This is a genomic window from Lactiplantibacillus sp. B652, from assembly GCF_023806745.1.
Lineage (GTDB): Bacteria > Bacillota > Bacilli > Lactobacillales > Lactobacillaceae > Lactiplantibacillus > Lactiplantibacillus pentosus.
In genome coordinates this window covers 407,069-431,755 of the sequence record NZ_JAMSKY010000001.1, presented here as the reverse complement: position 1 = coordinate 431,755, position 24,687 = coordinate 407,069, and the positions used below count along the sequence as shown (strand labels likewise).

The window sequence follows — 24,687 nt, the reverse complement described above, 5'->3', positions numbered from 1 at the left end:
TAAGAGGCTTTTCTAACCGCAAGTTTCTCGAGTGTGTAACTGGCGCAGAATGTTTCACGTGAAACATTTGGTCACACAAGTTGTTTCATCACAGCTAAGAGGTATTACCCCAGTGACCAACTATGTAAGCTGAAATTGCGAAACGACTCATTAAACTATCAATGATGATAGCGGTTACGTATAATAGAGATAGTTTAAGTTGAACGTGGGGGTGATATTGTGAAACAAATTGAAATGGGTATGCGAATTACGACCAATCAGCAGAAGATATATCGCGTGATTGCGGTCGTTAATCAGGGACAACAAATCTTGGCACGGCCAATCGAACCAGAAACAGCACCAGTTGAGGTGATTGCTGCAACCGATATTGTTCAGATAACCGAACAAAAACCAACTAAAGCAACCGGGCTATCTTTGGATACCGTTGCGGTCGTTGGCCAACGATACATTGACAATATCATTCCAGTGCTGGCCGAACTAGAAGTTGGCTTGCCAGTGCTGTTGCAACGCGAGTCTAACAATCAGTATGATGATAATGCCATCTCGGTATGGACGTGCCAGCACGAAAAACTGGGTTATATTGCCCGTTACCAGAATCAGCCCTACGCTGCCTTGATGGATCAAGGTCAACTGTTGTATGGCACAGTGACCGAATTGGACAAAAAGCAGCAGCATCTATCCGTGATGGTCTGGCGCACGACTACTGGCGAAAGTTCGGTAGAAGCGATGCAGGCGCGTCAACAGTTGACGACGCAATCAACCTCACTGGGGGCGATGCCCAAACACTTATTGCAAACGCCATTAGGGACTTTAGTCGTACTGTGCAATGGTCGGCCTATCAATTATCAACGCGTGCCACTGTCGCCCTGGTTGACGCCGGATGATGCCTTGCAAGTCACCAAACGTTATTTAATCACCCCGGATTGGTCACAAGTTCCAGCCAACAGTCTAGTCACGTGCCAGGTCACGGCTACCGCGGATGTCGTCCAGCGGTGGCAAGACGATCGCATCTCGGCGGCAGTATTGACCAATGCTAGCAGTTTCTACGTAGTTGGGCTCAGTGCGCAAACGCGGACCGGTTTAAATGATAATTTAGTTGATGATGGCAGTCAGGCGGCCGTGATTTATCGTGTTGGCCAGCTCAAGGCACACGAACAGGCCGGGTTCATGGTTAGCTGGGCCCCATTTGGTGATCCACGGGTGCAACCGGCGCTAAAACTGGCCTTGCAATTTACTTCTCAACCAGTGGTGCCGTATCAACCCAAGACGCCGAGTCAAACACACGCGACCTTTACCCAACAAGAACTCGCTGCCATCCTAGTGTCGGCGTTGCCTAATTATCAGGGTGGTCAGCGCTTAGAGCCAAGTGTGACAGCCATTACGGTCGAAAAAATCCGCCAAACACTCGGAGACCAAGCTTATCATGCACTGGCCAATTACCAACAATACGTGCAGTTAGCGGCCACCAGCACTGAAGACGTGGACGAAACGTTGCTACAAGCCTTGATCCACGCGGTCGTCTATCATGAAATCACGACGATGCACTATTATCAGCCCACGGTCGGGATGGTCGATCACGTCATTTATCCGTTGCAGTTATTCAGTACGACAACTAAGGATGATGAGTCCCAACTAATTGGTTGCCTGGCATTTTATAACTATGCGATGTTTGAAATTCAACAGGTACCGTTAACGGCAATTGCCCGCATTGCAATCATCGCTGACCCGGAGCATCCACAAATGACGCCCACCACCGAAAGCCCCGACTGGTTACGCATCTTTCTTCGTGGTTGGAATGATGATGTTGAATGAATGGTCAAAATTGTTTGCGTGGCTGACAGAGGCACTCACCGAATAGGCGGTTTAGGCTAGAAAATCAAATAATCCCAAAAATAGACGGTTCAAGAATTGGAAGCTTTCTTGAACCGTCTATTTAGCGTCTAAAAGGGGCCGTAACTGCAGCGTCTCACGCATAGCAGCAGCGAACGTTTTTATTTAGCGCGCTTATCGCTGATAAAGTCACTAGCAATCGATGGCCACCGAGACCAACCGCTACGACTGCGAGTGACGATAATCGCCAAGTGATAGTCGCAAGCGGCGGTCGAATGACGGAGTGACCAAATTTCATCGGCAGCGCATCCACTGTCGGACTGATTGCATCAACACTGAGTCTACTGAGGATGCGCCTGTAAATATTGTTGCCCCGCGTGAATCATGTCGGCGTTTTGCTGATTCAATAATGGTGGCAAGTTGTCGAAGTCGAAATAATCTAGTTTGAGCGTTTCGTCAGTGGCGTGGGTCAATGCTTGACCGCCAACTGGTTTGACCAAAAAGAGGGCGCTGATTGTCTGAGCGACGTCGCCATTCGGATAGGCCGTCTCACCCTTGTCGAAGATGGCGATGCGATCAACGATTTCAACGTCGATCCCGCTATCTTCCTTATATTCCCGAACGCAAGCCGTCGCGTACGTTTCACCGTATTCCAAATAGCCTCCGGGCAAGCTCCAGTTATGCGTATCGGTGCGCAGATTCAGTAGGACCTGTTGTTGATCATTGACCAAAATACCAGCTGCGGTGTTTAAAATGATCGGTTTGTGACCGACTAAGGCCCGGATTTCTTTAATATAATTTGCCATGACGAAACCTCATTTCTAGTTTGATTACCCTTATTATACCGATTATTGCCGTTGAAAGTGGTGAGTTGATAAATTTCTACAGAGTTAGCTGAAACCGCGTGAAATCGGGTGCGTTCTGACCATGTGTCGGGAAATGCGTTTGCGTCGGTGCGCTTTTTTAGCTATGATAAAGGCTATATACCATTCTGCCTGCTATGGGCGGTGTGAGTTCTTTGATTTATGAAAAGAGAGTATTTTATGCAGAGAAAACTAAGTACGGGCCAGATGCAAATGATTGCACTGGGCGGCACGATTGGGGTCGGACTGTTCATGGGTTCGAGCTCGACCATTAAGTGGACCGGGCCGTCCGTGCTAATTGCATACATCGTATCAGGGGCCTTTTTATACCTGATAATGCGGGCGTTGGGTGAGATGCTGTACGTTGACCCTAATACCGGTTCGTTCGCCAAGTTTGCTTCCGAATACATTCACCCAGTCTTCGGTTATCTCACGGCTTGGAGCAATATCTTCCAATTCGTGGTCGTCGGGATGAGTGAAATGATTGCGCTGGGCGGCTATTGTCGCTATTGGTGGCCGAACTTACCGGACTGGATTCCCGGCCTGATTGCCATCGTCTTCCTATGTGCGGCCAACTTGATTTCGGTCAAAATGTTCGGGACGCTGGAAACCTGGTTCTCGCTCATCAAAGTGATTACGATTATTTTGATGATTATTGCCGGATTAGGATTGATTATTTTCGGAATTGGGAACCATGGACAGCCGATTGGAATTAGTAACTTGTGGACGCATGGCGGATTCTTCACTGGTGGCGTCAAGGGCTTCGTGTTCGCGTTAGCCATTGTTCTCGCATCATATCAAGGGATCGAGCTCATCGGGGTCACTGCCGGAGAAGCCGAAAATCCACAAAGTACGATCGTCAAAGCGATTCGTTCGACCGTCGCACGGATTTTGATTTTCTACGTCGGCGCCATCTTCGTCATCGTCAGCATTTATCCCTGGAATCAACTCAGCCAGATTGGCTCACCGTTTGTGCAAACCTTCGCGAAAATTGGGATTACCGCGGCCGCTTCAATTATCAACTTCGTGGTCATCACCGCTTCTCTGTCCGGGACGAACTCCGGGATCTACAGTGCGAGTCGGATGACCTACACGTTGGCTGAAAGTCATCAATTACCGAAAAAGATGACGTTGTTGAATCGCCACGGGGTACCCTTTTATTCCGTGATTGCGATTGCAACTGGGATTCTGATTGGGGTCGTTTTAAACGTCGTCTTACCAATGTTCTTCAAGGATGCCGGCGAAATCTTTGTCATGGTTTACAGCTCGAGTGTGTTACCCGGAATGGTGCCATGGGTCGTTATTTTAGTGAGTCAGATTGCTTTTCGGAAGCAAAATGCGGCTAAGATGAAAAATCATCCGTTCAAGATGCCATTTTCACCGTATTCCAATTATTTAACGTTAGCTTTCTTGGCCTTAACGTTGCTCTTTATGTTTATCAACCCAGAAACACGTTATTCGATTTTAGTCGGTGTCGTCTTCTTGATCGTGATGACCCTGATTTATTTCCGCAAATATGCTGGGAACAAGGAAGATAACTTGTAATTTTAGATGGACCAATTAAGGTTCTTGCTGGCAACGGCAAGAACCTTTTATTTTGGCCATTTGTTGCGGTAAAATTAGGTAACGTTATTAAGACTGCGTTGCTATTAATATTAATAGCAAAGTTAATAGCAAAGTTAATATCAAAGATAATATCAAAGTTAATAGTAAAGTTGCTATCAAAGTTAATAGCAACATTGATAGCAACGTTAATCGTAAAAACGAGCGCATAAAAACTCAGAAAAGTGGTGGCGAGATGGTTAAACAAGGACGTTATGCAGGTGTCAGTAAGCAAAAACGGCTCCGGCAATTAAAACAGCGGCATCAAGCAAAGGAACAGCGCGCGATTCGGCCTGGTGCAGTCGGTGAATTTCTGCAGGTGCGGTACCATTTAACTCAGGCCGGCCAACAGCGGCCAGTCATGCGACAGACGATGCAACGCTTCATGTCGCAGTGGTTGGCGAATGCCCAAGATTTGCTAGATGAAGACGAGCAAACGACCTGGTCCATGACAGCACTCACCAAACAGGCAATGCAGCAATTCAATCGGCAACTGCCTTGGCAGGGGTATGCGTTGCTTGATCAGGAGATGCCCCGTTGGACGGCATTTTTAACTAAGGAAGTTCCGGCTGTACCACTGCAAGAACGGATTAGTCTAGTAGAACCACTGACCGTTGAGACGTGGCAAGATTGTCTGACCGAGCAGTTAGCGGTTAACACGATGCTAGCGATGACCCACAATAATCGCCAACAACTGCAACAAGTCCAGACAGATCAGATTCAGAGCTTGCAAACCAGCATTCAAACGGCGAATGGTGTTGACTGGGAGAAGGTTGCCCAATTATTGGGGCTGACCGTCACGGAACCGGATCCATTGACGAGCACGATGATGGATAACAAGACAAAACAGTGGCTGGAACGGTTAAATAAATTGACATCAGCAAAGTTTAATGCCGATGTTGAATGATTAGTCAATAAAGGAGCGAGTGAGATGCATTTCATAACGTCAGACCATGTTCAGTTAGATTATACGGACCAGGGTAGCGGGCAACCAATCGTTATTTTGACGGGCTTTGGTGGCTCGAAGGATATTTGGCACGCCCAAATCCCAGTATTGGTGCAAGCAGGCTATCGGGTCATTAATCTAGATGGTCGGTGTCAAGGCCTGTCGGAGCACACGGTTAAGGGATTGCGGATGAGTCGCCGAGCCGTCGATGCCCATGAATTAATTGAAAAGTTGCAGCTAAAGCAGCCGATTCTGTTAGGTAACTCAATGGGTGCAGCGACCTGGTTTGCCTACGTTTCACTATATGGTGATACGGGAATCAAGGCGTTGATCGATGTCGACCAGTCACCGAAGATGATCAATACCCCCGACTGGCCATATGGCTTCAAGTCGGTTCAGTGGGTCGACTTTCCGGACTATTTCCGGATGCCGCTCGGTCACTCGACGTTCAAACACATCGATGATGATACTTACGCGCGGGTCACGGCCGTGGAAGAGCAGGCGCCCTTTGATGGCAAGTTGATGTTTCCGCTATTAGTCAACCATGCGGTCCAAGACTGGCGCGACATTATTCGGCAACTCACCGTCCCGTTCCTGATTATTGCAGGCGAGAAATCGCCATTCTTTGATTCAGACTTCGCTTCAGTGACTGCTAAAATGGCGCCATTGGGGCAAAGTGTCGTGGTTCCAGATGCCGGTCATATTGTGATGGCGGAGCAGTCGGCGGCGTTTAATGAGGCGTTGTTGGCGTTTTTGAAGACGCTGTAGACTTTAGGAAAAACAAGCTACTTAAATAAGCAATCCAGTTGAAATGTGCAGTGCGATTGGCAAAAGTTTGTCGATCGCACTGCACTTTTTGTATGCATCGTGAATAGGTGGATCTAGGTCGAATTATTTTAACACAGTTTGCGCTTACAATCGTTGACACGAACAACTTTTGCCTGTTGCAAATGATTGGATGCTTGCGCGATAATAGGTGCATAATCTAAACATAATTGGAGGACATGTAAATGAACGAACCGTATGGTGTGGGCTTAGATATCGGGACGAATTCGGTCGGTTGGACCGTCGTCGATATGAACGGACGTGTTAGAAAGGTCAAGGGGAAGACAGCTCTTGGCGCACGGTTATTTAAGGAAGGTGCAACTGCCGAGGATCGTCGTGGCTTTCGAACAACTCGATGCCGTTTAAAACGGGTAAAGTGGCGGTTGCGATTGTTACGCGAATTTTTTGATCAACCAATCAGTAAAATCGATCCGAATTTTTTTGCCCGGCGTAAGTATTCGGATATCTCGCCTCGGGACCCGAACTACAATAGATTGGCAAAAACGCTGTTCAATGACAGGACTGATAAGGAATTTTATCATGACTATCCCACAATTTACCATTTACGAGACAAGTTGATGACGAGCGACCGGAAATTTGACATTCGTGAAATCTACTTGGCAATTCATCATATTGTCAAATACCGCGGGAATTTTTTGCGTACCGGACCAGCCAGTCAATATGGTAGTGCAAGCTTGCATTTAGCGACTAGCTTCCAGAAGCTTAATGATCTGTTTGCTCAGTCCGAGGAGACGTTAAATCTTAAGTTGGTAACTGATGAGGCACAACTTCAACAAATCCAGCAGATTTTGGTACGGACAGACTTGTCGCGTTCGGACCAGCAAACACAAATTTTGCCACTCATGGCAGTTTTGACGGGAGCGAGCGCTGCTGAAAAGAGGCGTCAAAAGAATGTTGTCGTTGAACTGTCGAAGGCGCTGGTTGGCCTTAAAGCGAAGATGAACGTGGTGACACTAACGGAAGTTGATGCCGGAGTAGTAAAGGATTGGACCTTTACGTTGGAGGAAAGCCAAGACAAGCTTCCGGAAATTGAAGAACAACTAAGCGAAGTTGGACAACACATTATGGATGAAGTGATCCAACTATATGCTAGCATCAACCTCGCGCAATTGATTCCAGCAGGTAAGCGTTTTTCACAACACATGGTTGAGAAATATAAGCATCATGAAAAGAATCTAAAGCTGTTAAAAGCTTATATTCACTCACAGTCTGATTCAAAACGTGGTCGCGAGATTCGCGCAACCTATGACCGATATATCGATGGTGTCGAGAGCAAACCAGTCACGCAGGAAATGTTCTACAAAGATCTAATGAAATACGTTGAGGCTGATGCTACATCGAATCATCTGGCAGCAGAGATTAAAGATGAAATTGACTCGGAACAATTCATGCCGAAGCTGCGCACCAAGCAGAACGGCTCAATTCCGTATCAAGTCCAACAATATGAATTGGATCAAATAATTAGTCATCAGAAAAAGTATTATCCATGGCTTGGTGAAGAAAACCCCGTTGCTGAACGGCGCGGCAAGTTCCCATATAAGTTGGATGAACTAGTTGGTTTTCGGGTGCCTTACTATGTTGGACCACTCATTACAAAAGAGGACCAACAAGCCACTTCTGGCGCTGGTTTTGCGTGGATGGTCCGTAAAGCAGAAGGTCCAATTACACCATGGAATTTTGATCAAAAAGTTGATCGGATTGCTTCAGCGACGGCGTTTATTCAACGGATGCAAACAACGGATACTTACTTGATTGGTGAGGATGTCCTACCAGCACGTAGCTTGATTTATCAGCGCTTCATGGTGCTCAATGAATTGAATAATATGCGAGTTGAGGACCAACAGCTGGCGCCGCGACAAAAACAACGTTTGTATAATCAAGTGTTTAAGCAACACCAACATGTTAGCGTCAAAAATATTCAGCAGAATTTGATGGATGCCGGTGAGTATCGAAAAACGCCCAAAATAACGGGACTCGCTGACCCTAAAGGATTCAATAGCTCGCTATCAACGTATCATGATTTCATAAATATTTTGCCTGAAGCAATCGCCGACGAACATAAGCGGGCTGATATTGAAAAAATTATTTTATGGTCAACGACGTTTGAAGACAGTGCCATTTTTAAGCAGAAGCTTGAAGAAGTGGCCTGGTTGACGGATGCCCAACGTAAGCAGCTTAGTGGACTGCGATACCGTGGTTGGGGACAGTTGTCGCATAAATTACTGACCGCCTTTAAGGACGACAACGGGCGTTCCATCATGGATGGCTTGTGGGAGACCAGTGATAACTTTATGCAGCTGCGTAAGCAACCTGCAATTGAAACGCAGATTAAAGAAGCGAATCAAGCTAACCTAACTGATGCGGATATCCAAGATACCATCAATGAATTGTACACGTCGCCGCAGAATAAAAAAGCCATCCGTGAAGTGATGCTGGTACTAGACGATATCAAGAACGCGATGCACGGGCAAACACCAAGCTGGATTTTCGTTGAAGCAGCGCGCGGCGGTGGGGTTGCCGGTCGGCGGACGCAATCACGGTCCAAACAAATTGTGGAAGCTTACAAGAGCACAGCTAAAGAAATCGTTAGTGAAAAAGTTCAGCATGAATTGAATGAAAAGATTAAAGTCAAGGCTGATTTTAATACGCGGCTTGTGCTCTATTTCTTGCAAAATGGTCGCGACCTATACACCAATGAAACCATCAATATTGACCGGTTATCAGAGTACGATATCGACCACATTTTGCCGCAATCATTAGTCAAAGATGACTCGTTGGATAACCGGGTGCTGACTAGTGCGCGGATTAATCGAGAGAAAAACGATACGTTTGCTAGTGAGAAATTCGGTCGTAAGATGGGCGTGCAATGGCGAGAATTACATCGGAATGGCTTAATGACGCAACGCAAACTCAATCACTTGCTGATGCGACCAGATGAGATTAGCAAGTATGCGACGGGCTTTATCAATCGGCAATTGGTTGAAACGCGTCAAGTCATCAAACTGGTGGAAGAATTAATCAGTTCGGAATACCCAGCAGCGTCAATTGTGGCCGTCAAAGCCAATCTAACACACCAATTCCGACAGACATTCAATTTTCCGAAACTTCGTGAAGTCAATGATTATCATCATGCGTTTGATGCGGCTTTAACAGCGTTTATCGGAACGTATTTATTGAAGCAGTATCCGAAGCTGGAACGATTCTTCGTTTATGGCAAGTTTGCTAAGCAGCCGGTTAATTTGACACGATTCAATGTCATTCGCAAGCTGGCAGTTGCGGAGGAACCAATCAAAAGCGTGGAAACAAATGAAACTTTGTGGGATAAGACAGCCGATATTAAGTATTTTGAAAAGCTGTACAACTACAAGCGACTACTAGTGACGCATGAGGTACGAGAAAATTATGGTGCGATGTTTAAGCAAACATTGTTCAAAGCATCTGATAATAAATCGAAGACGCTGGTTCCAAAGAAAAATCATATGAAGACAAGCGTATATGGGGGCTATTCTAATCAAGAGACAGCTTATCTGGCTATTGTTCGCGTTCCGTTTAAATCAGGCTTTAAATTTATAGTTGTTGGTATTCCTACTCGAATGGTAGCTAAAATTAAGCACTATCAGAGCCTGGGTGCAACTCTCAAGCAAGCCACACATAAGGTGATTGAGCCCAAGTTTACGAAAATCAGTCGTAAAACTAAGCAGACGGTGATAAGTGATTATGAAGTGGTACTTCCAAAAGTATACTTGGAGCAAGTCGTTCGGGATCAAGTAAAGGGCCAAATGTATCGTTTCTCTTTAGGATCAGATAAGGAATTCCATAATGTGCAAGAGCTATATTTGCCATTGTCGATTCAACAGGCATTTGTTGGACGCTATGATGAGTCTGATGATCAACGTTCAAACGATTTAGTAAGGGTTTATGATGCAGCGTTGAAACAACTGCAACGGTATTTTCCACTGCATTTGTCACGAAACTTTGACCAGGTGGCAAATCAAGCACATCAAAGTTTTGAGGGACTGAAAAGCAATGTGCAAACAAGTGATAAACAATTGGGTAAGAAAGAGGTACTCAATAGTCTATTTGTTGGTTTGCACGCAAATGCAACACGGTCGAACTTGAGTGTACTCGGAATGAGCAGTAGCTTTGGACGATTACAGTCGCGTAGTGGTATTACATTAACCGACCAAGCAGAAATTGTTTATCAATCTCCAACAGGATTATTTGAGCGGAAAGTGGCACTAAAAGATTTGTAGAAAAAAAGATGTCGTCCAGTAAATGGGCGACATCTTGATACATATGTAATGGTCCGAATACGGACTCAGAAGGTGAAACTCGGCAAAATGCCTTGTTTGATCTTGACACTAGTAGTCATATCAAGAAGGTTTAGAACTTGATACAAATGAATCTTATCATGGAAAGTGAATTTAATCAAGGGAGCTGTTATGAATGGGATGGCGCAATGTGATTATTACGCAACATGCTAAAGTTTCGTATTCGATGAATCGGATTATTGTTCAGACCAACACCGACAAACATGTGATTCCAGTGAGCGATATCCAGTTATTGTTAGTGGGGACGACTCAAGCGGTGATTACTAGTGCGGCTTTATGTGCGTTAGCTGAAGCACATGTGAAGGTGATTTTCACAGATCACCAAGGTGAACCAATCAGTGAGGTCAACGACTATTATCCAACGCGTCGAACGGCAAAGTTAGTTCGACAACAAGTTGCCTGGCCGGAATCAAGGATTGCCAAGCTATGGACGAAAAATATTGGCAGCAAAATTCTTAATCAGATTCAAGTTATTGATTTTGTTGGTGGCAACGTTCAGCCACTCGTTGATGAGTTGGACAAGCTGGAGTTAAACGATGTGACCAATCGCGAAGCTGTCGTGGCCAATAAGTATTTCTCATTGCTGTTTGGCGAGGACTTTTATCGACGAGATTTTAGTCCCATCAATGCAGCGTTGAACTATGGATACGCCGTCCTACTATCGATGGTCAACCGTGAGATTGTTATGAATGGCTATCTCACTTGTATCGGAATCCATCATGAAAACAATGAGAATGAATTTAACCTGGGTTCTGATTTGATGGAGCCATTCCGACCGATTGTTGATCAATGGGTCAGTCAGCAACGTTTTGACGAATTCACGCCAGATATCAAGATTGGCTTGGTTTCATTGTTGGATTTAGAGATTGGATTCAATGGACATCAAACGATTGTCAGTCACGCGATTACAACATATGTTGCAGATTGCCTGCATTATTTAAGCAGCGAGACAGAAGAATTGAAGATTGAGGTGAAATTACCAGATGAGGTATCGAGTCATGCGATTAATAGTCATGTTTGATGTTCCAATGGACACATCGGATCAACTGCGTGCTTACCGGCATTTTCATAAGGCACTGATTCGTGAAGGCTTTTTAATGATGCAGTATTCAACCTATGTTCGAGTTTGCGTTAATAAGAAGGCGGCTGAATTTGTGGAAAAGCGCATTGCGCCACTGGCACCCAAGGGTGGAAAAGTGCAGACGATGACGGTCACTGAGAAACAGTATCAAGCAATGCACTACATTCAAGGTACACCTAGCACGGATGTTCTAAATTCAGCTGAAAGGACAATTGTCATATGAATCTAACGTATTATCCATTTCCACCGTTTAAAATCAACACTGGTCAGGTCAATGTCTTAGACTTAGGAAACAGTCAAATGTACGCAGATATCTGTCAGGGATTTCGTGACCGGACGGATGACTTGCGTGTAAGCAACGATAATCTTGAATTGCAAACAACGAGCAGTCAATGTAGCTGGTATGGCGATTTGATGTTATCAGTCGATTTAAACCGCTTGTTTATGAAGAAGATACAGACCCAGATTATCAAGTTAATGGCTGATGAACAACAAGTGGCCGTCTTGGATCAAAGCCGGGCCATGATTGCCAAAGTAATGGAAGCAAGTTTCCTATTGGATCTGCCATTAGATGTAGAGGAAGCACCAGGACTAGATCAAGCTTTGAAGTTTGCTGGAATTCACTTTCCCACGGATTTAACGCATAATCCTAGTGCAGTTTTAGAGGCGCTTGTTCAAACTCATGTTGAACTAGGACTCAAGCAATGCCCTGTGATGACCAATGTCAGCCATTATTTGAACCCGGAACAATGGGCCGCTTTTGAACAGCAAGTGGCAGATTTAGGCACCACGGTTATTATCATTGAATACTCAGAAACGAATCGGATGGAAAAGTTCAAGAATTGCTGTTATTATTATGTTGACGAGGATTTAGTAGACTGGCGTGATATGAATTAATTAGTGGATTATGTGAGAATGCCGGTCTTGAATAGTAGTCATATCAAACAGGTTTAGAACGGCAGACGGCTTTTAACCGCACCGTCAACCGTCTTGAATAGTAGTCATATCAAACAGGTTTAGAACTGTCATTCTCGTTTGTGTCCTTTGTGCAATGTCTTGAATAGTAGTCATATCAAACAGGTTTAGAACTCATGATAAATTGCGTTTGTGACACTGGGTGTCTTGAATAGTAGTCATATCAAACAGGTTTAGAACGCGTTTTATCGCTCATATCCATTGTTAAATGTCTTGAATAGTAGTCATATCAAACAGGTTTAGAACCGCTAGCATCTACCTTGCGTTGATATAGCTGTCTTGAATAGTAGTCATATCAAACAGGTTTAGAACGGTACAATCTTGGGATTTCACTGATGATTCGTCTTGAATAGTAGTCATATCAAACAGGTTTAGAACTGATTCAGGCTAACGAGTATAGCCTGCTATGTCTTGAATAGTAGTCATATCAAACAGGTTTAGAACGCCCGATTCTCACGCCATGTTGTTGCAGTTGTCTTGAATAGTAGTCATATCAAACAGGTTTAGAACCGCGCCCGTCGTTCCTGCCTTAATTCATCTGTCTTGAATAGTAGTCATATCAAACAGGTTTAGAACCGATGGTATGTATTACGAGCTTACCTATTCGTCTTGAATAGTAGTCATATCAAACAGGTTTAGAACAATTCAAAAAAAAGAGCCATCCAAATCGGTCTTGAATAGTAGTCATATCAAGCAAGTTTAGAACAGGATCGTTTCGACCTGTCATCCGGGTCTCGGACAGTGGTCATTTTAAGCAGTTGTAGAATAACCCCCGTGTTACCGTACATCTTGAATAGTAGTCACTCCCCCTCAACCCCAGGCCCACCAAAAAAACCGCCCGACCCACCAGGTCGAGCGGTTTTTATTCGGCAACTAAACTAATCAAGCACGCGGTCTTTACCCATTCGCCGGAAACGGATGAACTTCCCGATTTCGGTCACAATCAGAACGACGATCCCGCAGACAATTGGGATGCCCCAACCATACCAGAAGTTGATGCTGGTCGTATGGAAGACGGATTGCATGAATGGCAAGTAAATGATGCCAAGCTGGAGGAGAATCAGAATACCGATAATGTAGAACGCCATCTTGTTTTGGAAGAAATACTTGGAAATGACGGGGTGGTCGTTTCGCAAGTTGAAGAGGTAGAAAATCTTACCAAAGATGATAATGTTCAGTGACATCGTACTACCGACCACGTTCGGTAAACCAAGTGCGGTCAAGTAGTCGTAGGCGAAGATTCCGAGTCCTGAAATCAGGAAGGAAACGTAGCCAATTTCGAAATAATCAAGCTTCGACAATAGCCCGGCCTTCACGTTTCGTGGCCCCCGTGCCATAATGCCGGCCTCGGGTGGCTCGAAGATGAAGGCGAACTGGATGGTCAACGCGGAAACCATGTTGATCCATAACAGCTGGGTCGGGTAGAGCGGTAATTCGTGGCCCATCAAGATACTGATGATAACCACGAGGCCTTCTGCAAAACTCGTTGGTAATAAGAAACGAATCGTCTTACGGATGTTATCGAAGACGTGGCGACCTTCACGAACAGCGGCGACAATATCGGCGAAGTCGTCATCAGCCAGCACCATGTCAGCCGATTCCTTTGCAACTTCAGTCCCCTTGATCCCCATTGCAACCCCAATATCGGCTTGCTTAAGGGCGGGCGCGTCGTTAACACCGTCCCCTGTCATGGAAACGACGTGGTTGTTCGCTTGTTGGGCACGCACAATTCGTAGCTTGTTGTTCGGTGTGGCCCGCGCGAAGACGTTATAATCGTCGATGTGTTCTTGCAACTGCTGATCATCCATCGCGTCGATTTCGGGACCAGTGATCGCCTTGACGTTAGCAGCCAAGTTCAGCTTATTGGCAATCGCCATCGCGGTGTCAGGGTGGTCACCGGTAATCATCTTAACGTCGACCCCCGCTTGCCGTAATTCGGCGATTGCGGTCGCAGCTTCTTCACGTGGTGGGTCAATGATGCCAACGAAACCGGCTAAGTGTAAACCGCTGATTGCTTTAGGGTCGATATCAGTAACGTCATCGTCAACGACTTGGTAAGCGAGCGCGACGACACGTAGGCCATCAGCAGTCAAATCGTCCATCGCGTTATCCCAATAGGCCGTTTGGTTAGCTTGGTCGGTCAAACGCAGGACGGTTGCTGGTGATCCTTTGACCATTAATAGGCGTTGGCCGTCTAAATCAGCTAGTCGTGCGGAGAAACGAAAGGCGGAGTCGAACGGTAATGACTCGATTTCGTCAACTTCTGGGTCGTGACCGGTCATCTTACGGAACAGCGTCGTTAAGGCACCGTCAGTTGGTTCACCAGTCAGTTCCCAACGATTGTTTTCAAAATGCAGTTCGGCGTCAGTTGTTTGACCCGCAATTTTAACGAGCCATTCCATTGCTTTGTCTTGATGCCAGTCCACTTTTTGACCATTGAGTTTTAAGTGACCATCGAAGTTGACGCCACCATTATCATCATAGCCGACCCCGGTCACGTCAAACGTGTGCTCGGGTGTCACGACTTTGGTGACCGTCATTTCATTTTTAGTTAATGTCCCAGTCTTATCGGTGTTAACAATGTCAACGGCACCCAAAGTTTCTACGGCTGGTAAGGATTTGACGATGACGTTTTTCTTCGTCATCTGACGGGTCCCCATGGCTAATACGACTGAGGTACTAGCGGGTAATCCTTCCGGCATGGAACCAACCACCATCGTAATGACGGCAATTAACAAGGTTGGTAGACTGTAGGTGTCCATGACCATCCCTAATAAGAATAACAGCACCGCTGCAACCACGATTGCGATTGAGAGGCCGACACCCAGCGAATTCAAGTTCCGCATCAATGGTGTCGTAGTTTCTTTGACATCACTCACGGATTGCTGGATATGACCAATTTCGGTATCGGCGGCGGTCGCTGTTACGATTCCGACGGCTGAACCACTTGTCACGGCAGTTGAGGCGTAGACCATGTTTTTGCGGTCCGCCAGTGCTAGTGACGTGTCAGTCATCGGTTCTTCTTGCTTTTCAACCGGGTTGGTTTCACCCGTCAAAACGGATTCTTGCACGTTGAAGTTATCCGCGGAGATCAGTCGCATGTCGGCAGGCACAGCATCACCGGCTTCCAAGTTGACTAAGTCCCCAACGACTAATTCGCGGGCGTCGATTTCTAACTTTTTACCGTCACGGATGACGAAGTTTTTGGAAATCAGCATTTCACGAATTCGTTCGAGGGCGTTGCCGGCCTGACGTTCCTGGACGTAACCGATAATGGCGTTGGCAATAATAACCAGTCCAATAACGATAGAATCGGAATAGTGGTGCATGAAGAACGTCAATACTGCGGCAGCAGCAAGAATGTAGATAATACTATTATTAAACTGCTTGATGAATTGGACGAACCGCGACGTACGCTTAGTCTCCAGTTCGTTGCGCCCGTTATGTTGTAAACGAGCGGCAGCTTCAGCCGTGCTCAATCCATTTTCAGGATCAGTCGCGTACTTGTTAGCTAAGGCTGATTCATCAAGCTGCCATAAGTTATCCGCATCGGGAGGGTTCTGAGAGTCGTTTTGCGCGTCATTATTCGCGCTCAACGACTGGTTGTTGTCATCATTTATCATTCAATTCGCTCCTTAAAAATAAAATTATTACCGGTGAGGTTCTGTAAAATCACGACGTTTATTGCGTGTTAAGTAGGCCAATTTCGCCACATCCTTTCTGATTAAAACTATTATAAATAATATTATATACGAACAATCACGTTGATTACCATTAAAATATTTGACAAATTCATGACTAATTATTACGTTGGTTGCAATAATATATCAGATTTTGACGGACTTGTCGCTGAAAGAGGCCGGTGGGCGCGTTATTTTTCACCAATTGGGGTAAAAATCAGTCACAGGCGTAAAAATGAGCTCCGGTAGTCGCATCGCTTCAGCAGACACTAGCTGAGGATGCGGCGACTGGGACTCATTATCTGATCTGATGATTAAACGTGAGTAAGTCATAACGGTAGCAGGTTAAACCCGGCATCCAAGCTGTAGCGTGACGATGTTTAGTGCGTCGCCACAACCTAGCTTTCGACCGGATCCTTCATTAATAGCCAGAGGATGAGGTAAGCAATGATACCAGGAAACATCGGTGAGATGGCTAGAAGCACGAATACCAAGCGCGTAATGTTGGCATTCCAGTTGAAATGTTCAGCGATGCCCCCGATGACACCAGCCAGCACCCGATTGGTAGCAGAACGATGAATATTGATTTTCATGAGTTAATACCTCCTTTTGATATTAACTATAATGTAGCAGGTTTAGACATGGAACGCTACCAATTTAATCAGTCAAGAAGGGGTGCTGCGTGAGGACGGTTGTGTAGTAGGCGATTTCACCAACGGCGCGTTGTAAACCGCTTTCGTATCGGCTGGCTAATGGTGCGTCCGGGATGACTTGTCCGTCAGCTTGGAGTGTTTGGGGGACGTTGCCGACGGGTGTTGGTTTAGGTAGGACCACCATTCCTAATCGTTGCAAGACGGGGACGAGTGCTGCAGCGCCAAATTGGCCACCCCGCATGTTATCAGAGTACGAGATCAGTTTGACTGGTTTTCGCAACCCTTCGAAGGCTAAAAAATCTAAGGCGTTCTTTGGGCCTGCGGGCATAGCGTGATTATATTCCGGCGTTAGGATGATGTAGCCGTCCATGGCTGCCATGTCGTCTAGCCATTGCTGCTGATTGGCAGGAAGCTGGCGGTGGGGATTAGCCATCGGTGGTTCAGGTTCGTCGAAGAATGGCAGCTGATAGTGTGCTAGGTCTAAGAATGCCGTTGTGATTGCCTCGCCAGTTTGCCACTGATCAAGGTTTCTTTGTAAGTAATTGAATAGGGCTCGGCCGTTGGATTGCGTGCGGGTACTACCGAGAATGATACCGATTTTTACCATATTAATGGCCTCCAGAAAATTATTGATTCGCATGAATACAAAATGGTATTATAGACTGGATGATTTGATTAAGCAAGCATTTATTCATATGAATTAAAAAGGAGTGTTTCTGATGGCAACGTTGATCGATCAATTAATGTCAGAATTAAACCAATTTATTGCGCAGGATAGCGTGGATGATCAAGAAAAACAATGGGCGATGCACCAAACGACGGACCCACAGCTACAGGCAGTCCTGAAGCAACTGTCGACGACCGATATTAAAATGATTGCGGTTCTGGGACAGGTGGGTGCCAGTCGGGCGAAGGCGTTACCCGCACCGACCGGATTATCACAAGCGACGATTTCGCGCGGGTTGACCAAGCTGGCACGACTGGGCTTAGCCGTGAAGTACCGTGATTTAACGAATAATAAGGAAGTACTGGTTAGACTGACGCCCACCGGTCAACAGGTCGCACAGTTGCATACGCAGTTGGACGCGGCGATTGCACAACAGGCGCAGGCCATCGCTGACGACTACTCGGATGCTGAGCTAGCACGGTTTGTGACCCTCATGAAACGAATTCGCGAGATTAGAATTTAGCACTCTTGGTAGTTGAGTGCTAAATTGTTGCATTCCCCCAAAAAGCTGTTAAGATATTAATTGAAGGTCAGGAAAGGTCAAACAAAGATTTGAATTACTGGCCGGTCTTAATAGCCAATTAAATTTTGAGAGGGGATTGTTAGTATGGCTAATACTTTAATGAATCGGAACGACTTTGGTATGATGGATCCGTTTGAACGGTTGGCACGGAGTTTCTGGACACCATTTGAAAATATGGATCAGGTCTTGAAGACGGATATCAGTGAAACTGATGACCAATATCAAGTTAAGGTTGATGTCCCAGGCATTGACAAGCAAGATGTTAAGCTCGACTATCGCGACAATGTCTTATCGATCAAGGTTCAAAAGGATAGTTTCGTGGACCATGAAGACGAGCAACAAAATGTTGTGATGAACGAGCGTCATACTGGCACGTTGCAACGTCAATACATGTTACCAAACGTTGCGGCGGACAAAATCAGTGCATCCCAAGCAGACGGCGTCTTAACCATCACGTTGCCGAAGACGCAAGCAAGTGACGATAATGGCACCATTGAAATTCAGTAATTAACTAGTCCCACTAAAAAAGGCACCATCGCATTTTTGCGGTGGTGCCTTTTTTAGCTTTAATGAGTGCCGTGCGGAAGGCCAGAAAATTCAAGCAGTCCTAAAGTTAGCAGTACTAGCCAATTGCCATGTATTCTAAGTCGATTAGTGCCGAGGTTAAGCGTTAGTTAAGGCGATACTAGTAGCTCAGCTTGCCAATAAATTACCCGGAAATGCGACTTTATTTCCCGGGAAATAATTGTCACTACCTCGCCCAAAGTGTGATAAGCTATTTATCGTGATAACACTTACTGAAAATTAGTAACACTAGATTTGGAGATGACGAGCGTGGATGACGCAGAACGCGAACGTGGACCATGGCATCGTAATTTAATCGTTTTATGGTTCTGTACGTTCGTTGCTGGGATGGCATTCAGTGAAATTATGCCGTTCTTATCATTATTTGTTAGTCAGTTAGGTGATTTTACCAAGGCCCAAGTGACCTTTTATAGTGGCTTGGCGTTCGCGGCCGACTACGCGATTTCGGCAATTTCAGCACCGTTGTGGGGCATTATTGCGGATAAGAAGGGCCGCAAAATCATGTTACTGCGGGCGTCCTTCGGGATGGCGGTTGCTATGGGGCTGATGGGCTTAGTCACGAATGTGTGGCAGCTGATTGCCTTGCGGGCGTTACAAGGGGTCTTTGCTGGGTTCATTTCAAATGCTCAGGCCTTAGTGGCGTCACAAGCACCGCGTAAGTATAGTGGTCGGGCGCTGAGTACCTTGATTACCGGTGCGGTCAGTGGTCAGTTGTTTGGCCCCGTGATTGGGGGCTTCTTGGCCCAACTGTTTTCAATCCGTAATACGTTTTTCATTACGGCCGGCCTATTGCTAGTGGCCTTTTTGTTGAGCCTCTTCTTCGTGCAAGAACACTTTAAACCTGTCGAGCATCATCGCAATCCTGGCGATAGCCGCAATCCGTTGGCGGCGTTTCAAAATCCCCGGCTGATCATCATGATGCTCTGTTCGACCGCCATTGTTCAATTTGGGAATGCTTCAATTGCGCCTATTATTAGTCTGTATGTGCGTGAATTGATACATTATAAAGGGCCCATCACGGTGGTGGCCGGAATTATTGCCGCATTACCAGGAATCTCAAACATCTTTTCCGCACCGCGACTGGGCCGTTATGGTGACCACCACGGCTCGGGTAAAGTCCTGTTATTCGGCTACATTTTTGCAGTAATCATGTATTTCCCACAAGGCATCGTCACCAGTGTCGTCGCATTAGGAATTTTACGGTTTGCAATTGGGATTTCTGACGGGGCGCTATATCCTGAAATTCAAACGGTCTTGACTAAGAATACGCCAGTTAATTTAACGTCCACGATTTTTAGTTATAATCAATCGTTTCAAGCCATCGGTAATATGCTGGGCGCCTTATTAGGGGGCTTAGTCGCCGGCTGGTTCAATTACAATGCGGTCTTTATTATGACGGCGCTCTTACTACTGATCAACTTAGTGCTGATTTTGTGGCTCGTGCCTGGTATCTGGAAGACTGGCGACCGGGTCGCCTCTTAACGTGAATCAAGCAGTATGTTGACAGCGAACGCTGCCGACTCGCTGTTGCAGTTAGTCTGTTTGGGGCTAACTGTTTTTTTTAGATTCAGAACCATCAATTCAATTCTGATGGGTTTGGGGAGGGTGTGATGCGTTAGTTAGCGGAATTGAGCGCTCAGATGACAACACTGGTTGCGTCCTCACCCGTGATGAGGAGTTGCATTCATCTTAAATTGGGTGTAGTCTTAGTTTCATGAATATCGAAATAAACCAACAAAATCAAGAAGATCAACAACGGGTCGCAATTTTCAAGGCGTTGGCAGATGATAATCGGTTACGGATCATTCGCGTGCTGTATCAAGCACAGCGGGAAATGACTTGCGGAGAAGTGGGGGCGCAATTAAACATTAGCAAGTCGACCGTTTCCTATCATTTCAAAGCGCTACGCTTAGTGGGACTGACGAATACGCGCCGTGAAGCGCAGACGAAGTATTTGTCACTGCAACGGGCGACCTTTGACCATTTTTTGCCAGGATTTTTGGATTCTCTGTAATTTTTTTTGCTATTAGTTCGACAAATATCGAATAACGACATAGAAAGAAGATATTAGGATATGACAACGACTCATCAACATAGCCGCTACTTGACGCTGGGCATGATTTTGGCGGCAACTAATATGCGGCTGCCCATCACCATGATGCCAGGGCTTATTAGCAGTTTGAAACGAACGCTGGGACTGCCGAGCTCAATGGCCGGCCTGCTGACGACAATTCCATTACTGACTTTCGCGGTCATGTCGCCGTTGATTGCGCACTGGGGGCGCCGGTTTGGTAATGAGTTGACGATTTATGTGATGCTGATTTTTCTGGCCCTTGGTAGTTATTTGCGGGTCATTCCAACCATCGCGGCACTGTTTATCGGAACGCTATTAGTGGGCATTGGTGCTGACGGTGGCAATGTTTTGATCCCGGCAATCATCAAGGATAACTTTCCAACTAAGATCCCAGTGGCAACAAGTCAGTATACGTTGTCGATGCTGCTAGTCGGCTCACTTGGGACCGGTATTTCTGGCGTACTGGCGGCACACTGGTCTTTACCGGTCACGATGGCGGTACTTTCAGTGATTGGGCTGATTAATCTGGTCGTCTGGTTGCCAAACTTGAAGTATAACCATCGGGAACCAGTAGCGACAAATGATGAGCAAGATTCGACAGTCGTGACGCACGGTTCGGTGTGGGGACGGCCCTTAGCGTGGGTCGTGACCGCCTTCTTTGGCCTCCAAGCTTTAGTTTATTATTCCCTGTTGACCTGGCTACCGACCGTGTTCACCGCCCATGGTTTTTCAACGATTGTCGCGGGTAATTTGGTGACGATCATGCAATTGAGCGGGCTACCGATGTCCTTTATCGTTCCCACAAGTTCGGGTAAACGACGCGGCGTCTTGGCCATGATTTGGGTCGTTGGAGTTGGCTTTATCGCAGGTATCGGCGGCATTCTGATGTCAGGGACCAGCTTTGGGTGGTCAGCCTTATGGTGCATCCTACTCGGGTTGGGCTCCGGTGCAGCCTTCAGCTTGGCAGTCGTCTTCTTCACGCAAAAAACAACGAACGGCTTTGAAACGGCTGACCTTTCAGGGATGGCCCAATCAGCCGGGTACCTATTAGCTGCGATCGGGCCAGTGCTTTTCGGTTGGCTCGGTGGTCAACTCGGCTGGGCGCCAGTGTTGTGGCTCGCCATTGGGTTCTCGGCATTACTCGCGTTAGCTGGGTCGATTATTTTCCGGCATGATAGTATCTATGACTAATGAATGAGCTGTAACAGGTCATTTAGATGGGAAAACCTGTCTGAATGGCCTTTTTACTTGGCGGTTACGTTTCGCCAGAACTAGACATTGGTCGGTCGTTTGCTCGGCAAGCGCGGGTCATTTCACCGGCAAATAAAAAAAGTGATATTTTTGAGAACTTTACAGTTGCCTTAGAGTTACTCTAAGGGGCTAAACTAATCAGTATTCAATCAAGGAGGTCACGATTTTATGGCGATTATTCAAATTTTGACGGTCGTCGTAGTGGCGATCATTGCGGCGACACTGGTTGGCGATCCAACCAAGCAGCGACAATCCAAATCAGTAAAGGGGCAAAAATAACATGGCAATTCTAACATCAACTTATCAGTTAGCAAATGGCGTCCAGATTCCAAAAGTGGCGTTCGGGACTTGGCAAATTCCGGGTGGCGACACCGCTTATCAAGCCGTTCGGGCAGCACTTAAAGCCGGTTACCGGCATATCGATACCGCACTGGCTTACCGAAATGAAGCGAGTGTTGGTAAGGCGATTCGCGATTCAGGGATTCCGCGTGAACAGATTTTTGTGACGACCAAGTTACCCGCAGAGACGAAATCTTATCAGGGTGCGTTGGCGGATTTTGATGAATCATTGAAAAACCTCGGCTTGGACTACGTTGACTTGTACTTGGTGCACGCACCGTGGCCATGGAGCCAAGTTGGACGTGTCTATGATGAAGCTAACCTGGAAGTGTGGCAAGCCATGGAAGCCATTTATGACAGCGGCCGTGCCAAGGCAATCGGGGTCTCAAACTTTGCGGTTCGCGATTTAAAGAACGTCCTCAAACAAGCGACGGTCGCACCAATGGTCAATCAGATTCAGTACTATCTTGGTTTTACTGAGCCGAAGATCACACAATTCTCAGAAGACCATGATATGTTGGTCGAAGCATATTCGCCACTCGCAACTGGCGGCGTACTGGATAATCCGCAAGTGCAAGCGTATGCCGATAAATATGGGGTCAGCGTCGCTCAGTTAGCGCTACGGTTTGTCTTACAAAATGGGGTCTTGCCATTACCTAAGGCGGTGACACCTGCGCATATCACTGCGAATACCCAATTGGACTTTACGATCAGTGACGCGGATATGGCGGCGTTGAACGCCTTGCCGGACGCTGCGGGTGCGTACATGCACAATTCAACTCAGGGCTAACGGGCAAAATGTTTGACCATGCTTGGGGCTCTGGGAGTAAACTAAGTAAGAATAATAATTAAACTAATAATGAGGAGCGATTTGATGACAACGATTAATGCAGCTAATGCAGGAACGTACGCGTTTGATGACCAGTTTAAAGTTAATCGACTGGGTTATGGTGTGATGCAGTTGACTGGACCAGGTACCTGGGGCCCTTACGCGGATCCGGAAAATGGGGTCAAGGTCATCAAGAAGGCGTTGGAATATGGCGTCAATTTCTTTGATACGGCCGATTCATACGGGCCATGGTATGCTGACCGGTACTTAGCAGCCGGTTTGAAAGATGCTGCCAACCGGGACAAAATCTTTATTTCTGATAAAGTCGGTCAGACCCGCCAAGGTCCCAACGTTTGGACGCCACATGGTGAACCACATTATTTACGGCAACAAGTCGAAGTTTCAATGATGACATTAGGACTCGACCACGAAGATTTGGTCTTCCTACATCGGATCGATTCGCACTTCTCGATTGCCGAACAAGTCGGTGAACTCAAGAAGATGCAAGATGAAGGAAAAATCAAGCATATTGGGTTGAGCCAAGTCACGGTTGAGCAAATCAAGGAAGCTCAAAAGGTTGCCAAGATCGATGCCATCGAGAACTTGTACAATGTTTCTGACCATCGTGACGATGACGTGGTCGACTACGCCGCATCGCAAAACATGGCCTTCTTACCATGGTTCCCGTTAGCGACTGGTGAACTAGCGCAGCCAGGGAGTGCCCTCAGTACGATGGCGCAGAAGTATCAAGTTAGTCCAGCCCAAATTGCGTTAGCTTGGTTATTAAAGCGTTCAGACAATATCCTGCCAATCCCAGGGACGAGTTCCATCGAACACTTGCAAGATAATGTGGCGGCTGCCAACGTTGAACTATCAACGGCTGATTTCAATGGCTTAAGCCAATTAAGTAACAAATAACACGAATTAGAGCCGGGTCTGCTCCCGGCTCTTTTTTATGCGAAAACGTCAAGTCTTGAATTTAGGTGAATGGCCGGTTAAACTGGATAAACATGACTGATTTGATTTTTTGATTTAATGAAGAGAAAGAGGACTGAGTAGATGAGTACACGAATTAAGAGTGACAACCCAACGATTTATTTAGCTGGACCATGGTTCACGGCCGGCCAACCAGAACGACTAGCTAAGATTGAAAAATTGATGGACGATTTAGAAATTACTTATTACAGTCCCCGGCTCGATGGAATCGATTTGACGCCGGATGCGACCGAAGCGGACCGGAATGCGGTATTTGCGGATAACGTGGCGCATCTGAAACAGGCCAAACTAGTGGTGGCCGTTGTTGATGGCTTTGATACCGGGACGATTTGGGAGACGGGTACGGCGTATGGCTTGGATATCCCCGTTGCTTACTATGGCGAAACCCTGGCAGAAGGGACATTCAACGTCATGTTGGCGAAGTCAGGCAAGGCCGTCGTTGAAAATATGGCCGATTTAAAAGCCTTTTTGCAGGACCCAACGTCGGATGCCTTCCAATATACCGGCACGATTCGGTAATCGCAGCGAAATTGCATACCAACTAGACTGATTGGTC

The 24,687-nt window shown here is 46.4% G+C and carries 21 protein-coding genes and 1 CRISPR repeat array; of the genes, 17 read left to right on the top strand and 4 right to left on the bottom strand.

Annotated elements, in window-relative coordinates:
- The first annotated feature begins 219 nt into the window (after nucleotides 1-219).
- On the top strand, nucleotides 220-1,812 hold the full coding sequence (locus tag MZO40_RS01825; protein ID WP_105960961.1) for an HIRAN domain-containing protein: 1,593 nt from the start codon (nucleotides 220-222) through the stop codon (nucleotides 1,810-1,812).
- Nucleotides 1,813-2,171: 359 nt separating this feature from the next.
- On the opposite strand, the gene MZO40_RS01820 is transcribed toward MZO40_RS01825, so the two are convergent.
- Nucleotides 2,172-2,636, bottom strand: a complete 465-nt coding sequence (locus MZO40_RS01820) for an NUDIX hydrolase (protein ID WP_050337974.1) — start codon at nucleotides 2,634-2,636, stop codon at nucleotides 2,172-2,174.
- Between the two features lie 237 nt (nucleotides 2,637-2,873).
- Between MZO40_RS01820 and MZO40_RS01815 the strand changes: the two genes are divergently transcribed.
- From MZO40_RS01815 to csn2, 7 genes are all read left to right on the top strand, one after another.
- A complete protein-coding gene (locus MZO40_RS01815; protein ID WP_050337973.1) occupies nucleotides 2,874-4,238 on the top strand; it encodes an amino acid permease in 1,365 nt (454 codons plus the stop codon).
- A 253-nt stretch (nucleotides 4,239-4,491) separates the two neighbouring features.
- Nucleotides 4,492-5,202 (top strand): hypothetical protein, encoded by a 711-nt coding sequence (locus MZO40_RS01810; protein WP_105960963.1) that lies wholly within the window; start codon nucleotides 4,492-4,494, stop codon nucleotides 5,200-5,202.
- A 24-nt stretch (nucleotides 5,203-5,226) separates the two neighbouring features.
- Nucleotides 5,227-6,009 carry an alpha/beta fold hydrolase gene (locus tag MZO40_RS01805; protein WP_088770274.1) on the top strand — a complete coding sequence of 261 codons (783 nt, stop codon included), beginning with the start codon at nucleotides 5,227-5,229 and terminating at the stop codon, nucleotides 6,007-6,009.
- A 242-nt stretch (nucleotides 6,010-6,251) separates the two neighbouring features.
- Entirely contained in the window at nucleotides 6,252-10,340 is a 4,089-nt protein-coding gene (gene cas9 / locus MZO40_RS01800; RefSeq protein ID WP_252133065.1) for a type II CRISPR RNA-guided endonuclease Cas9, read from the top strand.
- Between the two features lie 193 nt (nucleotides 10,341-10,533).
- Nucleotides 10,534-11,439 carry a type II CRISPR-associated endonuclease Cas1 gene (gene cas1 / locus MZO40_RS01795; protein ID WP_122217451.1) on the top strand — a complete coding sequence of 302 codons (906 nt, stop codon included), beginning with the start codon at nucleotides 10,534-10,536 and terminating at the stop codon, nucleotides 11,437-11,439.
- Entirely contained in the window at nucleotides 11,417-11,722 is a 306-nt protein-coding gene (gene cas2 / locus MZO40_RS01790) for a CRISPR-associated endonuclease Cas2 (RefSeq protein ID WP_105960966.1), read from the top strand. The genes cas1 and cas2 overlap by 23 nt, the downstream gene beginning before the upstream one ends.
- On the top strand, nucleotides 11,719-12,396 hold the full coding sequence (csn2, locus tag MZO40_RS01785; protein ID WP_105960967.1) for a type II-A CRISPR-associated protein Csn2: 678 nt from the start codon (nucleotides 11,719-11,721) through the stop codon (nucleotides 12,394-12,396). The genes cas2 and csn2 overlap by 4 nt, the downstream gene beginning before the upstream one ends.
- Nucleotides 12,397-12,420: 24 nt before the next feature.
- Nucleotides 12,421-13,241: a CRISPR direct-repeat array (repeat unit 36 nt; unit sequence GTCTTGAATAGTAGTCATATCAAACAGGTTTAGAAC).
- Between the two features lie 111 nt (nucleotides 13,242-13,352).
- Here the strand turns inward: csn2 and MZO40_RS01780 are convergent.
- The 3 genes from MZO40_RS01780 to MZO40_RS01770 form a co-directional block, all read right to left on the bottom strand.
- The gene (locus tag MZO40_RS01780) at nucleotides 13,353-16,097 is read right to left on the bottom strand and encodes a cation-transporting P-type ATPase (RefSeq protein WP_105960968.1); all 2,745 of its coding nucleotides are present in this window, start codon (nucleotides 16,095-16,097) and stop codon (nucleotides 13,353-13,355) included.
- Nucleotides 16,098-16,552: 455 nt separating this feature from the next.
- The gene (locus tag MZO40_RS01775; RefSeq protein ID WP_050337966.1) at nucleotides 16,553-16,747 is read right to left on the bottom strand and encodes a PspC domain-containing protein; all 195 of its coding nucleotides are present in this window, start codon (nucleotides 16,745-16,747) and stop codon (nucleotides 16,553-16,555) included.
- Between the two features lie 64 nt (nucleotides 16,748-16,811).
- Nucleotides 16,812-17,414, bottom strand: coding sequence for an NADPH-dependent FMN reductase (locus tag MZO40_RS01770; RefSeq protein WP_105960969.1), 603 nt, complete (start codon nucleotides 17,412-17,414; stop codon nucleotides 16,812-16,814).
- A gap of 112 nt (nucleotides 17,415-17,526) precedes the next feature.
- On the opposite strand from MZO40_RS01770, the gene MZO40_RS01765 reads away from it, so the two are divergent.
- The 9 genes from MZO40_RS01765 (at nucleotide 17,527) to MZO40_RS01725 (ending at nucleotide 24,650) form a co-directional block, all read left to right on the top strand.
- Nucleotides 17,527-17,997, top strand: a complete 471-nt coding sequence (locus MZO40_RS01765) for a MarR family winged helix-turn-helix transcriptional regulator (RefSeq protein WP_225367176.1) — start codon at nucleotides 17,527-17,529, stop codon at nucleotides 17,995-17,997.
- A gap of 144 nt (nucleotides 17,998-18,141) precedes the next feature.
- A complete protein-coding gene (locus MZO40_RS01760) occupies nucleotides 18,142-18,564 on the top strand; it encodes an Hsp20/alpha crystallin family protein (protein ID WP_003637383.1) in 423 nt (140 codons plus the stop codon).
- Between the two features lie 327 nt (nucleotides 18,565-18,891).
- Nucleotides 18,892-20,124, top strand: coding sequence for an MFS transporter (locus MZO40_RS01755; RefSeq protein WP_252133064.1), 1,233 nt, complete (start codon nucleotides 18,892-18,894; stop codon nucleotides 20,122-20,124).
- A 232-nt stretch (nucleotides 20,125-20,356) separates the two neighbouring features.
- Nucleotides 20,357-20,656, top strand: coding sequence for a helix-turn-helix transcriptional regulator (locus tag MZO40_RS01750; protein WP_050337962.1), 300 nt, complete (start codon nucleotides 20,357-20,359; stop codon nucleotides 20,654-20,656).
- Nucleotides 20,657-20,716: 60 nt separating this feature from the next.
- Entirely contained in the window at nucleotides 20,717-21,907 is a 1,191-nt protein-coding gene (locus tag MZO40_RS01745) for an MFS transporter (protein WP_105960970.1), read from the top strand.
- A 44-nt stretch (nucleotides 21,908-21,951) separates the two neighbouring features.
- A complete protein-coding gene (locus MZO40_RS01740; RefSeq protein WP_156182988.1) occupies nucleotides 21,952-22,092 on the top strand; it encodes a hypothetical protein in 141 nt (46 codons plus the stop codon).
- 155 nt (nucleotides 22,093-22,247) lie between these two features.
- The gene (locus MZO40_RS01735; RefSeq protein WP_105960971.1) at nucleotides 22,248-23,096 is read left to right on the top strand and encodes an aldo/keto reductase; all 849 of its coding nucleotides are present in this window, start codon (nucleotides 22,248-22,250) and stop codon (nucleotides 23,094-23,096) included.
- A gap of 84 nt (nucleotides 23,097-23,180) precedes the next feature.
- Nucleotides 23,181-24,053, top strand: a complete 873-nt coding sequence (locus MZO40_RS01730; protein WP_050337959.1) for an aldo/keto reductase — start codon at nucleotides 23,181-23,183, stop codon at nucleotides 24,051-24,053.
- 141 nt (nucleotides 24,054-24,194) lie between these two features.
- A complete protein-coding gene (locus MZO40_RS01725) occupies nucleotides 24,195-24,650 on the top strand; it encodes a nucleoside 2-deoxyribosyltransferase (RefSeq protein ID WP_050337958.1) in 456 nt (151 codons plus the stop codon).
- Nucleotides 24,651-24,687 lie beyond the last annotated feature (37 nt).

Excerpts from the sequence above, each read along its gene's own strand:
- MZO40_RS01820 (WP_050337974.1), bottom strand. The coding sequence starts at position 2,636 with ATGGCAAATTATATTAAAGAAATCCGGGCCTTAGTCGGTCACAAACCG.
- MZO40_RS01815 (WP_050337973.1), top strand. The coding sequence starts at position 2,874 with ATGCAGAGAAAACTAAGTACGGGCCAGATGCAAATGATTGCACTGGGC.
- MZO40_RS01810 (WP_105960963.1), top strand. The coding sequence starts at position 4,492 with ATGGTTAAACAAGGACGTTATGCAGGTGTCAGTAAGCAAAAACGGCTC.
- MZO40_RS01805 (WP_088770274.1), top strand. The coding sequence starts at position 5,227 with ATGCATTTCATAACGTCAGACCATGTTCAGTTAGATTATACGGACCAG.
- cas9 (WP_252133065.1), top strand. The coding sequence starts at position 6,252 with ATGAACGAACCGTATGGTGTGGGCTTAGATATCGGGACGAATTCGGTC.
- cas1 (WP_122217451.1), top strand. The coding sequence starts at position 10,534 with ATGGGATGGCGCAATGTGATTATTACGCAACATGCTAAAGTTTCGTAT.
- cas2 (WP_105960966.1), top strand. The coding sequence starts at position 11,417 with ATGCGATTAATAGTCATGTTTGATGTTCCAATGGACACATCGGATCAA.
- csn2 (WP_105960967.1), top strand. The coding sequence starts at position 11,719 with ATGAATCTAACGTATTATCCATTTCCACCGTTTAAAATCAACACTGGT.
- MZO40_RS01780 (WP_105960968.1), bottom strand. The coding sequence starts at position 16,097 with ATGATAAATGATGACAACAACCAGTCGTTGAGCGCGAATAATGACGCG.
- MZO40_RS01775 (WP_050337966.1), bottom strand. The coding sequence starts at position 16,747 with ATGAAAATCAATATTCATCGTTCTGCTACCAATCGGGTGCTGGCTGGT.
- MZO40_RS01770 (WP_105960969.1), bottom strand. The coding sequence starts at position 17,414 with ATGGTAAAAATCGGTATCATTCTCGGTAGTACCCGCACGCAATCCAAC.
- MZO40_RS01765 (WP_225367176.1), top strand. The coding sequence starts at position 17,527 with ATGGCAACGTTGATCGATCAATTAATGTCAGAATTAAACCAATTTATT.
- MZO40_RS01760 (WP_003637383.1), top strand. The coding sequence starts at position 18,142 with ATGGCTAATACTTTAATGAATCGGAACGACTTTGGTATGATGGATCCG.
- MZO40_RS01750 (WP_050337962.1), top strand. The coding sequence starts at position 20,357 with ATGAATATCGAAATAAACCAACAAAATCAAGAAGATCAACAACGGGTC.
- MZO40_RS01745 (WP_105960970.1), top strand. The coding sequence starts at position 20,717 with ATGACAACGACTCATCAACATAGCCGCTACTTGACGCTGGGCATGATT.
- MZO40_RS01740 (WP_156182988.1), top strand. The coding sequence starts at position 21,952 with ATGGCCTTTTTACTTGGCGGTTACGTTTCGCCAGAACTAGACATTGGT.
- MZO40_RS01735 (WP_105960971.1), top strand. The coding sequence starts at position 22,248 with ATGGCAATTCTAACATCAACTTATCAGTTAGCAAATGGCGTCCAGATT.
- MZO40_RS01730 (WP_050337959.1), top strand. The coding sequence starts at position 23,181 with ATGACAACGATTAATGCAGCTAATGCAGGAACGTACGCGTTTGATGAC.
- MZO40_RS01725 (WP_050337958.1), top strand. The coding sequence starts at position 24,195 with ATGAGTACACGAATTAAGAGTGACAACCCAACGATTTATTTAGCTGGA.